This is a genomic window from Cupriavidus malaysiensis, from assembly GCF_001854325.1.
Lineage (GTDB): Bacteria > Pseudomonadota > Gammaproteobacteria > Burkholderiales > Burkholderiaceae > Cupriavidus > Cupriavidus malaysiensis.
Map to the genome: position 1 here is coordinate 1,986,950 of NZ_CP017754.1, position 12,541 is coordinate 1,999,490.

Consider the following 12,541-nt stretch of genomic DNA (forward strand, 5'->3'; position numbering starts at 1 on the left):
GGAGCAGCACATGAGCAACGAACAGAAGCCGAACCAGTTTGAGCGCAAACTCCGGGCGCAAAGCCCGGTGAATGACCTGATCTACGCGGGGTGCTACGACGACGCGATGGCGGCGATCCGTGCGCAGTTTTGCGGGGATGACCAGACGGCGGTGCCGGAACGGTTCAACTTCTACCTTGAGAACTGGCTGTACGACGTTGTTGGCGCGGTACGGAAGCCGGAAGGTCGTTCAGCGTTCATCCGAGAACTGCTGACCTTGAGCGACCAGGACCCGGTGATGGCGTTCTGGCGCGTCGCGAACACCCACGGTGTTCAGCCCGACGTTTACCCAGACCTGGTGGACATCCTTCGCGCTGACCTGAACCGCGTGGTCTCGCTTTACGTGACCCCTGGGCTCAACCTCTCCGCCCGGGAGGGCTCCGAGTTCATGGTTGGGCCGTTGTGGCTGGTCCTCCTGTTGTGCGTGTGCCGGCCGTCCCGGTCCGGTTCGCTCGGTGTGCTGGCGTACAAGAAGTCGTTCAGCGACGAGGACCTCGAGTGGATCGACCAGGCCGCGGCCCTGGCGGTGAAGCATGGCGCGGACCTCGGGCTCTGCAACACGGTCACCTGGAAGCGCAGCAAGCCGGTCCAGCAGGCGATGGTGGCGAACATCGAAGCCCGGCACCTGCGCCAGGCGGTGGGCGAGGACACGGCCGACCGGGAGCAACCCATCCGCGCACGGGTCTAACGAGCAGGAGCACCGCCGTTCTCCCAGGAGCCCACCTTCACCGGTGGGCTTTTCCGTTCTGGCGAGGCGATCGGCATCGCCGGGCCCCATGACCCCAACCCAAGCCGGGGCTCACGCCCGGCACTCGAACACCAGGACCCTCGCACCCGAACGACGCCCGGGGGCAAGGAGCGGGGCTCCACCGCACGCGTTCAGACCGTGCCCTGGCACGCTCTGACGTCCGGCTATAGCGGTGGTGGGGCCATAAAAAAATACAAAGGGCGCACCCCGTGAATCGTCGGTCCAAGCCGTTGCCAAGGGCATCGGATTTTGTAGACTGAATGTGTAGGGCGGCGCGATCGCCGCAGACCCACCACCCCTCCGAGGACCCCCGCCATGAGCACCACCACCTGGAACATGTTTCGCTTCTACCCCAGCAACGAGGACCGCTACACGGAGGCACCGACCAAAACGGAAGCGATAGCGCGTGGCCTGGGCCTGGCGGTCGACGAGCTGGATGCTGCGATGCTGACCTCCGACAACTTCGCCGAGGGCTACGTCATCCGGGCAGTGCTCGACACCCGACCGGAGTACAGCGCGGCGCTGGCCTGATCACCACCAGCACCACCGTTCGTCCAGGGCCCATCGCGAAACGATGGGTTCGTCCGTACCGGAGCATCCCGCTCCGTTCTACGGACACCACCATGAGCAAGCAACAACACTACTCGAACGACAAAGACCTGCACCGCCACGTCGCGGGCCTGGTCAAGCAAGGTTGGACCTTCCAAAAAGGGCGGGTCCACGGGAAACTGATCGCACCCAACGGGCGGCGCATGTCCGTGGCGGTGAGCCCATCGGACCGTCGGGGATTCGAAAACCACGTGCACCAGGTCGAACGACTTCAAGCTCTACCGGCCGCGCCAACACGGACACGCAAGGGCAAAGGAAGATGAGGCAGGGCGGGTAGGTGAGGCGGTGCCCTGGCACGGGCACCGCCTGACGGTCAGTCGAAAATGCTGTCCCAGAGCGCGCTCACCGCGGTGACGGCGAGTCCGACACCGGCGGCCACCGCGACGACGGGCAGGCTCACCGGGGCGGACACGATCCCCACGGCAGCGGCGCCGGCGCCACCAACGACACCGGTCAGGCCCGCAGCGGTCAGCCCGTTGGCGATCGCGGTCGTGGCGGCCGGGGCCGACAAGGTAAGGGCCGCGCTTACGGTGGGGGCCAGCGATGCGGCAGCACGTGCGGCGGTGGCCGCGTTCACCGCGCTCGTCACCGTCGACGCCGTGCGCCCGGCGCTCATCATTTGTGCGGCCACACGGACCGTGGAACCCATCACCTCCTGCGTTCCCCAGGTCTGGTACCAGCGGTACATGAAAGCGGTCGCGGCGGTGGTTCCCATCGAGCGGACCATCTTGTTGACCTGCTCGCTCGTGTGCTCATCCTCGATGCACCACGTAACGAAGTGCTCGCAGTTGTTGAAGACGAGGTTGTACTCCTCCTCGCCGATGCGTTGGCGGGCGCGCCGAACGCTTTCCAGGCGACCGTGCAACCGATCCGGGTGATCGACGAACCGGACTTTGCGGTCTTTGGCAAAGGCCGACATGGGCACCTCCTCGATCACCCCGGTGTCCCACAGCGCGTCCTTCCCCGAATATTGGATGACCGTGTTGGGCCCGGAGGCAAGCCCGTGGTGCTCGTAGCCGAAGCGCTGTACCCACAAGTGGTCCCCGGCGCGAATCGTTCGATCGTCGCTCATGCTGGTCTTCTCGCTTGTTCGTGTTCGTGTTGTCGGACGCCTGCTCTACGGCAGATCGTCGCTGAACTTTACAGCAGCTTGCGCTCGGGCGGTGCGGTGGGCACCACCAAGGGGGCAGGCAGGACCGTGGCAGGGGCGGGCGGCGATGGGCCCGGCGGGCACCAGGGAAAACGGCGGCGACCAGCGACCACACCAACACCCTGGGCCCGTGGCCCCAGGTCAAGGCGGTGCTGACGCCAACGGGCGCGGGCCAGCTCCGTTTCGCACCCAGGGCCGGAGGCGGGGTTCGTGCCCTCCGCCCATGAGGGTGGTGTCCTCGCGGTCGAGCGACCCCACAGCATCCGCAGCAGCCAAACGATCAACACCTCGCGTTCACCGCTGACCACAACACCCACCAGACGTTGATGACGCGAGCACCGGTCACGCATGGCGCGCCCACCGGTCGTCCGTGTCCCATGGGCCACCCACGTCTCCTCCCACCGTACTTGACGAACCAGGATGACCCGCTAGGGTGGCCTGCAGCAGGGCCGCATCGAGCCCTGAACGTCAACGTCAACGAGAGGAGGAGACGATGAGCAAGCGCACGGCTTTGCAGCTCAAGGAGCCCAACCACGAGGATCCCAAGATCACCCGCCTCACCAACGCCATCGAGCGCAAGCACCGCGTGGTCGGCGTCAACCAGGCTGGGGAACGTGTGGCGTACGACTGGGACGGCGTGACCGGTGAATGGCGCCGCGACTGGGAGTACGGTTCGACCACGCCCTTGGGTCGCGCGTTCGGGGAAGACCGTTCCGTTGGGGCCGGATTCGCGTTCGACGGGTTCTGACGGAGCGGCACATGGGACTGGTTGACCCGTGCCAACGCACGGACCCGACAGGAGCAGCGCCCACCACCTCGGTGGGCGTTGTGTTTTGTGGGGCTGACGACGTGCGCCTGAGCGGTGGAGGGCATGACACCTTCCCACGCGGCGGCGGAAGCGGTTCATCGCCATCCCCCAGCGTATCTACCGCTCGGTACCGAGCGTCGACCGTTCGTCCGAAAGATCGAGTAATGCACGAAGTTTCTGCATTCGTCGCAGTCGAGCCTATTGCCAACCTCATTGGGTTTTGTAGACTGAAAGCATATGGAAGGCGCAAACACATCGCCGACCCGCCACCCGATGGAGCAAGACCATGAGCACCCTGACCCTCACCACCAAGCTGAACGCCCGCATGATGGCCGCCGTCATCCTGGACGACGCTCGCGACATCCGCCGCCTGGCGAAGGAAGGGCTGGACGTGACCGGCGTCAGCCTGACCGGGGACACTTGGCTCGACATCGCGGTGGCCCGCAACCGCATGAACGCCGCCGCCGCGATCATCATGTTGTCCGGCAGCAAGACCAACGTCCTGAACGCGGTCGACAAGACCGGTGACACGGTGCTCGACAAGGCCGTGGGCGTGGTGAGCGAGAAGTTCCTCGTGATGCTCCTGAGCGCGAGCGACAAGCTCAACCTCCTGCACCGGAACAGCAAGGGGGTCTCGACGCTGGACCTGCTGGTGAAGCTCAACAGCAAGCCTGTGAACGACGCCCTGGCGCGGAAGCGGAACCGGACCATCGACACCATGGCCCTGGCCGCCTGACCAGCGAACCGCACAACCCCAGGGCCACGACCCTGGATAACAACAGGAGGAGCAGGGCCAAACCGGAGGAGTGGCCCTGACAACAAGGAGGAGCACAACAACAACTAGGGGAGGAGGGTAAAGCGGCGCCAGATGGCGCCGCTTTTCACATGGGCAGGCGTAGCGCGGTGCGGGACCCGTGCGCGGGGCTGGTCGTACCGGGTGGCGGGGCAGAACCGGACGAGTGCAAGACAGGGGCCGGGATCTGCAACGCGGCGGTGGCGATTCACCACCACCCCCGATTCACCACCACCCCCACACCGGGGCCACCGGCCCGGTCCCGAAATCCCGGTGCTGATGCCCGTGCCAGGGCACAACCCCAACGTCACACGAACACGCACCGCTGCTGCTGCTCGGGTTGCCAGGGGCAGGGCGTGCGCGTCACAGCGTGCACCATCGGGGAGGCGTAGCGCGGATCGTCCGCGGGGAACTCCACCGGGGCTTTCTTCCACGAGAACGCGGGCAAGACCGGGACGATGAGCCAGTCTGCCTCGGTGGCGAGCATGTCGGCGAAGGCCTCGACCTCGACCCGGTTGGACCGGAACACCCGGTACTTCCCGACTTGGCGGCGCTCGGCGAACGTCCCATCGAGCAGGCAGGCACGCTGGGCGTACAGCTCTTCGTGCGACACCAGCCCATGCTTGCGCATCGTGCGGACCTGCAGGCGCTCCCGGGCCAGGGTACGACGGTCGTACTCCGGGTCCTGTGCATGCTCGGCGATGTCCGCCTCCATCGCTTCAACCACGTCCATCCCGTCGGCTGAACCACGGACGAGCAGGGCAGCCCAATGCTCGCTCGGCACGGTGAAGTAAAAGCCCACCCGGTCCGTGTCGAACCAGGACGGGTCCTCCACCCACTCGGGCACGAACACGTCGGCGTGGGGCAGGCGACGTCCCGCCAGATCGTCCAAGGCCCGGAAGATGTAAAAGTGCGGGTCCAGGGACCGCTCGACCAGGTGGACCGGGCGGCGGCGCTTCAGCTTCTCGTTGGCGGCTACCTTCATGCGGCACCTCCCATCCGGCCCGTGGCCGTGGCCTGGCTGGTCGGATTGAGCAGACGCTCCCGTAACGCGGCCAGGCGGTCCTGCACGTCCATGGGCAACGGGGCGCGCACCGGCTCGACCGCAACCGGAGCGACCGGCACCACCTCGTGCTCGCGCACCGGCAGGGGCTTACCCTCACGCAGGGCGTCCAGGAACTCCGCGTGGCGGGCAACGATGGCGTCCTGGCGGTGGGCCAGCTCAGGGTTCAGCGGACGATAGAGCGGTGCCGATTCACCGGGCGACCGTACCGAACGTTCGGCACGCGGCGCGGCAGGTTCCGCTTTGCCCGTGCGCACGTCCTCCAGACGTTGGGCCAGACCGGCGAGCGCATCGTTGACCGGCTTCTCGCGCAAGGTCCGGCGACGCTGCTCCTCGACCACCCGCTGTCCCGGCTTTGCTTGCACCGACCACCGGGCGACGCGTCGCGCTTCCTGCACCCACCGCTCGCCGGTGAGCAAGATGTGCCACCGCGCGTAGTGCTCGTGCCACCCACCGGGGGCCAGGCGTTCCCGCTCCTCCAATGCGAGGGACGACGGGCTGAACGAGGGGAAGGCGGTCCGCTCGCGATCGGTCATGCTCGGGCGCACCAGCACGGCGTTTTCCTCGACCAGGGCCCAGGCCGCCTCGTACCATCGGTCCAGGGGCACCTCGAACAGTGCGAACCGGCCTTGCGACACGTCACGCGCCCCAAACTCGAATCGAAGGCGAAGGCGGACAGCACCACCCCGTTCGTTGGGCAGGCTCCGCAGGTCCCAACCGAAGTACCCCACCTCGCCGAAGGCCTGGGCCAAGACACGGAAGCGGGGGAAGGCCCAACGCTGACGCAGCGCGTGCATCGCGGCGTCGGTCCCCTTCACCGACAGCGGCAGCACATGGTTGGCCCCGTCCAGCAGAGCCTCACGACGGCGCGCGAGCAGCTTGACCGGATCGGTCGCGCGACCGAAGGCCAGCCAGTCCCGCCCGCCCTTGTCGTTCTGGCATTCCGCGCAGCAGAGCACGCGGTTTTCCTCCAGCGCCGTCCCGCCCAAGGCCAGGGGCACCAGCAGGTCCGCCATGGCACGGGGCGCACCGTCAACCCGGCTCCCGGTGACCGAGAGGGTAAGACCGCAGTAGGCGCAGACCCCAGACTGCTGGTCGGCGAGGTACCGCACCATCCACGGCTCAGTGTGGCGCATCGACGCCCGCAGACCTTCGACAAGCTGGGAGAACAGCAGGTCCTGCAACGACCCGGGTTCCACCTTAACCGGTGGCACCTCGACCGGCTGATCCTCGTGGTCCGCAGGGTCGTACAGGTCCTCGTACGGCTCGTCGTGGTCGAACACCGTCAGGCTGGTGGGGCGCTTGAACATGCTCCCCATGGTCAGACCTCGCTGCTCTCAACCGGGGTAGCGCGGCGCAGGCCCGCACCGTGGACGCGCTCGACCGCCTCGACAATGGCGTCCGGCACGGTGATGCCGTTCAGCTTCGCGTACGACACCAGCAGCGCGTCCAGGTCCAGGGGGACCAGCAGGCTCCGGCGCTTGTGGGTGGTTTTCGAGCGCTTCGCCCAGTCGGCGTACACGGCCGCGCGGCGTTCAGGGTTTTTCGACGGCATGGGTCTCCTCCACGTTGACTAAGAAGGCTCGACGCCAAGGCGTCGGCATGACCCCAACCTAGCACCGCCTTGGGTTTGCGCAAGTCCATACGGTCGTGCCAGGGTACACCTCCACGGGGTTCGCCGGACGGCACCTGCAGGATCGCTCCGGCCTCGCCGGCCGGGCTGTCGGTTGTACGTTCGCGCTCGCCGCGCGGGCTGAAGGCTCTGACCTGGGGAGAAGGCTGAACCCGGATCGGTTCGATCGTGCTGTACAGGTGCAGGGGCAAGACGGCTCGGGCCAGGCGGAGGTCTACCACCACCAGGGGGAGGGTCGGACGCGCGGCTGGCCCGTGGCGTCGTACCGTGATCGAGGGGTGGAGGGATGGCACAGGCGGGGCACTGCTCGACGCGCGGAGCGCGAACGGCTGAACGTCCAAGGAGGGAGGCGGCACCGCGCGCACGCGTGACCGGCACCGCCTCAACGGGACGGCACAGGACCCACGCCGTCCCTGGTCCAGCGTTCCCGCACCGCAGCGCGGGCGGAGGTCGTGCGTTCGCTTCGCGGCACCGGCGCGGACGGCGCAACCGCTCCCGGTTCCGGCACCCCTTCGGGGAGCCGCGACCGGTCGGGTCGTCGCCTGATGTCCGCGCTCACGGTGCGCGCTCCGCGACCACGCACGCTGGACCGCCACCCCCAACGGCAGAGTCGGACACCACCCACGCTCCCCGGGGTACGGCGACCACGGGTCCAGCGTCGTCACCGAAGGACGGCGGGTACCGTTCACGCGTGCGCGTCCCAGTCGGGCGATGGGGCGGAACGGGAGCGCGGTGGCGGCGCACCGTCCACGGTCTGGATCACCCGTGCCAATGCACATGTTATACCGGTCATCAGGGCGTGACCGGGGGCGCTGCGCGCGCTCGGCGGTTCGACCGACCGCACGTCGGACCCACCCGACCCGATCACGCGTTTCGTTGGTGCGAATGCCAGCGTCATACCGGTTACATGGGTCATACCCGGGGGCGCTGCGCGGCGCGAGCGTCCGGTGTACGTACACGCGCGGCGACGCACCGAGACCGGAGGCAGGGGAAGGCGGACCACCTCGCTGACGCGAACAACCCCAGCACCGTTACGTCCGCCTGGACTTGGCGACGCGTCGCCACGACCCGATGGGGCTGGGTCGCGCTGCACGCTGCGCGGCAACGGCACGTCCAGGCAACGGCGAACGGCAACCCCGGACCCCACCGTCGTACCGCGTCGGCGTCACGCTGGGCGTTCCGTACCGCACGGCGACGGGCACCCCCACCGGGCAGCGGAGCAACGCTCCCCGGTACGGCAACGGCGAACCCCAACGGCGGGCGTTCGTCCGGGAGGCAGGGGCGGGTCCGAACGCTGAAGGCGACACCGAACGGCGAACATCGAGGGAAGGAGGCTGTCCCTGGTGCGAGAGGAAGGGACGGGCACAGGGACAGCAGCGCGCACAGGTGGAGCAAGGACGTGCGCGGGGAGCAAGAGCGAGGGGGTACTGCGAAGGAGGAAAAGCGGTGAAGCGTCGTGCTGAAGCACTCGGTTCCTGGGATTTCGACGTCACACCTCCCTCTCGCGAAAAATCAAAGTCGGTACTCGGAGGGGGTGTTTGCGAAAATCCTGGAACGACACACCCTTCGCACCTTCGGTGTTTAAGAACCTACCCCCAGAACCACCGCCATCGCCTTGCTGGGCCTGGCTCGGCTGCTTATGCAACGCATAAGCGAAAAACGCACGGCATGCAGCAAAGCACCGTCGAGCAAGGCTCAACCTGCATAAGCTGCTTATGCAAGTCGACCGTTCGTCGGCTGGTTCCGCCAAACGCTGGACAAACGGCGAGGACCTGCCATGTTGGGTCATCACCACTTCCAACAGGAGCGCCCAACATGCCCCGCACCCGCACCGTCCGAAGCCTCGCTGAAAACAGCCAGACCGACCGCAGCGCGACGCGCAACGGCAAGACCCTCGGCATCTACGTCTCCACCGCGGAGGCCGCTCGTGTGGAGGAGGCACGCCAGGCTGCCGGATTCGACAGCACGAACCGCATGTTGCGCGACTTGCTGTTCGGTTTCCTCGATGGCCGCGACCAGCTCGAAGAACTGCGCGCCGAGCTGCTGGACAGCGTGACCCGCACGATCGAGGGAGCCGTCCCGTTGATGACCGATGCCGTCTCCTCGAAGACCGACGACAACGTCCGTGCGGCGCTGAGCGACACGGGCAAGTCCGAGCGGGAAACCCGGGCACGGTTGCAACTCGAGATGAAGAACCTCAGCAACACCGTCCAGGCAGAGGTCGAGAAGATCGACCTGAAGTTCAAGGTGATCAACGACACGCTGGTCGCGATCCAGAAGGCCCTGGCCGCCAAGGCCTAACCCCGGCGACATCACGGAGGAGACACGTGAAAAAGATCGCACTGGCGGTACTCAAGATGCTGGGCGTTCCCGAAGCCCAGCCCCCGAAGGCAGCAGAACCCCAACCCCCGAAGGCAGCAGAACCCCAACCCGTTCAGACCGCCGTTCCGTTGGTGCAGGACCGTGCCCTGGCACCCTTTGTCCTTCCCACCGAGATCGACCGGACCAAACCGCTGGCGGGTCAGGCGCTCCTGGCGTACACCAAGCCGGGCTCGGCGGACGGGAAGACCCAGCCGGTCGAACTCGTCCTCACGTTCCGCGACGCCACCACCTCGGTCGTGATCCTGGGCGGCACCGGGACGGGCAAGACCACGGGCGCTGGCATCCCGCTGCTGAAACGTCTGCACGACGCACGCGTGGCGATGCTGGTCACCGACGTGGTGAAGGGCGACTACGCCAACGTCTGCCGTCGCCTGGACGGGAGCGTGATCCTGGGGCCGGCGAGCGACACGATGCCCAGCAACCTCCTGGCGGGCTGGTCGGACCAGAAGCTCCGCGATTTCCTGACGCTGTACAGCTCGAAGGTGAAGGGCGGTGAGGCTTACTGGGGGAGCGAGGGCGTCACCGACGCGGTGCTGATCGCGCGGTTCATCCGCCACGTCGAGCGCCGGGAGCCCACCCTGGCGGACCTGTTCCACTACCTCAACGAGCCGTTGAAGTTCGTGGCGCGCTACAAGCTGGCCCACCGGTTCCAGGCGCTCTACACCACCCAGGAGCAGCGAGAGGCGGCGGAGGACACGCTGGTGGCGCTGCGCTCCCGGGAGACCGGGGCTTACGTGTTCTCCATGCTGCATTTCGCCAAGGACCCGTCGGCGAAGAAGGGCAAGACCACCGACATCATCACCCAGGTGGGCAGCGCGCCCCCGACCAAGGTTTCGATGGTGACGACGGACGACGCCAAGATTTTCGAGCAGTACGCCTGGCACGTGGCCAGCCTGCTGACCATCACCCGTCCGTTCTACGAGAACCCGAAACTGCGCCGGGCCTTCTGCGCGGACGTGGCCACCGGGATCGACTGGTTCGACCTGGTGTACGTACAGCAGCAGTTCATCGTCCTGGAAATGCCCACCCACACCTACGGGGAGGCAGCGCTGTTCGTCGCCGAAATCCTGCGCATGCAATACCACGACGTCATCCGTGGCGCGCAGGACCACCGGGACAGCCTGGTGATCGACGGCAAGCGCGTGGTCTACGGCGTCGACCGTTTCACCGGCGAGCTGCACGACGAGTTCCAGAAGATCCTGTCGGCGGACGGCTCCAGCAACGATGACTCCAACTGGATCGACATTTCCCGGGGCTACGGCCACATCAACATCTTTCTGACCCAGAGCATCACCTCGCTGCACGGCAAGGCCAAGAACCATTTCGCCGTCGAGGCGTTCGTCCAGAACTGCTGCAACGTCGTGTGCTTGCCGACCATCGACGAGCGCACGCTGACCTACATGGAGACCCTGGCCGGGCGCAAGGCGACGACCGTGCGCGAGCACCTGGTGATCCGGACGGGCCGCGAGGCGTTCGTCTACTTCGCCAGCGCATCGCTGAACGGCGGGGACACCTGGTCGGAGCTGGTGGAGGTCGGCACCTCCCGGTTCCCGCACATGCGGCACACCGTCATGCAGGAGATCATGGCCCGACCGGCGCTGGTGCGCGCGGCGAGCGCTGACCTGGTTGCTCCGATCGAGGAGACCCGGGTTCCCCAATCGACGGACGAGATCACCGGTCGGGTGTTCTGCGTGACCACGGCGGCGATCCACTCGGACGGGTTCCTGGACTTCAAGAAGCGCCTGAGCCGGGGCGGCCACGCGATCACGGAAACCGTCCGCATGAAGGCGGCGAAGGAAGGCGTGGACGCCCGGGGCCACCTGTCGGAGGCGCTGGACCGGCTGGACGTGCTGTACCCGAACAAGGGCGACATCGTGGCGGTGGTGCGCGGGGGCGGGGACGTGAAGAACGGGCAGTTCGACACCTACAACGCCCCCGAAAGCGTCGCGGCCCTGGAAGCCCTGCGCGAGCGTGGGGTCTTCGTCGTGGTCGGCGTCGGGCACAGCGCCAACGACGACTGGGCGATCCACCGGGCCTGCGACCACGTGTGCGACGTGCCTTACCACGCCGGTGAGGTGGTGTCCCACCTGCTCGACAACTTGCGGTCGGCGTCGAACGAGGCGAACGTGGTGCTCGCCCGGGTGGGCGGCATCACGCTGACCAAGGGCGTCAACACCGGCATGCCGGAACCGCAGCCCAAGCCGCTGGTGAAGCCGGTGGTAGACGACAAGGAGGACGCGGCGGCGGAAATCGCTCCGACCGTCATGTCGACGGAGGAACCGATCGACCCGCCGTGGGACCCGCTCCCGAAGACCGGGTACACCCCGGCCAGCCGTCCGGCGACGCAACCCGACCCGTTCGACGAACCGGGCACCCCGTCCGTGTCGACCATGGGCGCGGGCAACACCGCAGCGGCGGCGTCGTCGGGCTCGCCCCGTGCCCTGGCACCTGTTCCGGCGAAGAAGCCGAGCTGGCACGCGGGTGTTGGCTCGCGGGACGACCAGGACATTCAGCGGATCTTGTCCGAGCTGGACGACCCGCAGGACGGCAAGGACTGATCCACCCACCGGCAGGGCGCCCGCTCCCGCGCTCTGCCGGTGGTTCGAACCTGGGGGCGTACCTAGTTAGGAGGCGGTGCGATGGGGATCTCGAAGCGAAGTGAGCCGGAGGGGCTGTCCGAGGTGCCGACCGAGGGCGAGAGCCCGTCGGTGATTGATCTGGAGCGCAACCTGGTGGCGGGGCTGAACGTCCTGCCGGAGGGAAAGCGGAAGGAGACGGTCGCGTTGCTGTTGAACGCGATTCGCACCCGCTCGACGGTCGTGCGGATCCGTGCGTTCGTCGCCATGGGCAAGGAGCATTGGATGGGCCACGACGATCACGTCCGGATTCAGCGCGCCCGGTGGCGCTACTGGTCGTTGCCGCGCGACGTGGTGGGGAGCAACGACGAACCGGCGACCGTGCAGGACGTGTCCGAACCGTCCGACCGCGAGGCGGAGAAGAGCTGGGCCCACCTGCTGGTGCGGTGCTACGGCCTCCCGTTGGGCGTGATCCTCCTGGTGGGCACCCTCGGCTACCTGGCGCTCCGCTGATCCCGATCTTGGTACGGGCGAGTCCGTGCCAGGGCACATCCCCATCCCGTGACACCCCCCAACCCCTCCCGGCGCTGGGGCCGGTTGACAAGCGGTGCTGACGCCGGTTCCTCGCGTGTCGGTGATCGACCCGGGCCCAGGGCGCGAAGCGGAATCGCCCGGTCCCGACCGGGTGGGGTTTCAGCGCGGTGGGGCGTAACTTGCGTAACGCTCCGCGACGGCTACCC

12 protein-coding genes are annotated in these 12,541 nt (G+C 67.3%); 8 read left to right on the forward strand and 4 right to left on the reverse strand.

Going from position 1 to position 12,541, the window contains the following annotated elements:
- Positions 1-10 precede the first annotated feature (10 nt).
- The 3 genes from BKK80_RS08780 to BKK80_RS35405 all read left to right on the forward strand — a co-directional run bounded on the left by BKK80_RS08780 (position 11) and on the right by BKK80_RS35405 (position 1,659).
- A complete protein-coding gene (locus BKK80_RS08780; protein WP_071069020.1) occupies positions 11-727 on the forward strand; it encodes a hypothetical protein in 717 nt (238 codons plus the stop codon).
- A gap of 375 nt (positions 728-1,102) precedes the next feature.
- A complete protein-coding gene (locus tag BKK80_RS08785) occupies positions 1,103-1,318 on the forward strand; it encodes a hypothetical protein (RefSeq protein WP_071069022.1) in 216 nt (71 codons plus the stop codon).
- A gap of 92 nt (positions 1,319-1,410) precedes the next feature.
- Positions 1,411-1,659, forward strand: coding sequence for a hypothetical protein (locus BKK80_RS35405; RefSeq protein ID WP_084545520.1), 249 nt, complete (start codon positions 1,411-1,413; stop codon positions 1,657-1,659).
- Positions 1,660-1,709: 50 nt separating this feature from the next.
- On the opposite strand, the gene BKK80_RS08790 is transcribed toward BKK80_RS35405, so the two are convergent.
- On the reverse strand, positions 1,710-2,468 hold the full coding sequence (locus BKK80_RS08790; protein ID WP_071069024.1) for a lecithin retinol acyltransferase family protein: 759 nt from the start codon (positions 2,466-2,468) through the stop codon (positions 1,710-1,712).
- 571 nt (positions 2,469-3,039) lie between these two features.
- Here BKK80_RS08790 and BKK80_RS08795 point away from each other — a divergent pair.
- Together BKK80_RS08795 and BKK80_RS08800 are read left to right on the forward strand one after the other, a co-directional pair.
- Complete coding sequence (locus BKK80_RS08795; RefSeq protein ID WP_071069026.1) at positions 3,040-3,294, forward strand: hypothetical protein; 255 nt, start codon at positions 3,040-3,042, stop codon at positions 3,292-3,294.
- Between the two features lie 346 nt (positions 3,295-3,640).
- Positions 3,641-4,090: a hypothetical protein gene (locus BKK80_RS08800; protein WP_071069028.1), complete on the forward strand. Its 450-nt coding sequence runs from the start codon at positions 3,641-3,643 to the stop codon at positions 4,088-4,090.
- Positions 4,091-4,454: 364 nt separating this feature from the next.
- On the opposite strand, the gene BKK80_RS08805 is transcribed toward BKK80_RS08800, so the two are convergent.
- From BKK80_RS08805 to BKK80_RS08815, 3 genes are read right to left on the reverse strand one after another with little or no spacing between them, the layout of a single operon-like run.
- Entirely contained in the window at positions 4,455-5,132 is a 678-nt protein-coding gene (locus tag BKK80_RS08805; RefSeq protein ID WP_071069030.1) for a hypothetical protein, read from the reverse strand.
- The gene (locus tag BKK80_RS08810) at positions 5,129-6,520 is read right to left on the reverse strand and encodes an HNH endonuclease (protein ID WP_150728569.1); all 1,392 of its coding nucleotides are present in this window, start codon (positions 6,518-6,520) and stop codon (positions 5,129-5,131) included. Before BKK80_RS08810 ends, BKK80_RS08805 begins: the two co-directional genes overlap by 4 nt.
- A gap of 11 nt (positions 6,521-6,531) precedes the next feature.
- On the reverse strand, positions 6,532-6,765 hold the full coding sequence (locus BKK80_RS08815; protein WP_071069034.1) for a hypothetical protein: 234 nt from the start codon (positions 6,763-6,765) through the stop codon (positions 6,532-6,534).
- A 1,893-nt stretch (positions 6,766-8,658) separates the two neighbouring features.
- On the opposite strand from BKK80_RS08815, the gene BKK80_RS08820 reads away from it, so the two are divergent.
- The 3 genes from BKK80_RS08820 (at position 8,659) to BKK80_RS08830 (ending at position 12,314) form a co-directional block, all read left to right on the forward strand.
- Positions 8,659-9,144, forward strand: a complete 486-nt coding sequence (locus tag BKK80_RS08820) for a hypothetical protein (RefSeq protein ID WP_071069036.1) — start codon at positions 8,659-8,661, stop codon at positions 9,142-9,144.
- A gap of 26 nt (positions 9,145-9,170) precedes the next feature.
- Positions 9,171-11,783, forward strand: a complete 2,613-nt coding sequence (locus tag BKK80_RS08825; protein WP_157903183.1) for a type IV secretory system conjugative DNA transfer family protein — start codon at positions 9,171-9,173, stop codon at positions 11,781-11,783.
- 81 nt (positions 11,784-11,864) lie between these two features.
- Entirely contained in the window at positions 11,865-12,314 is a 450-nt protein-coding gene (locus BKK80_RS08830) for a hypothetical protein (protein WP_071069040.1), read from the forward strand.
- Positions 12,315-12,541: the final 227 nt, after the last annotated feature.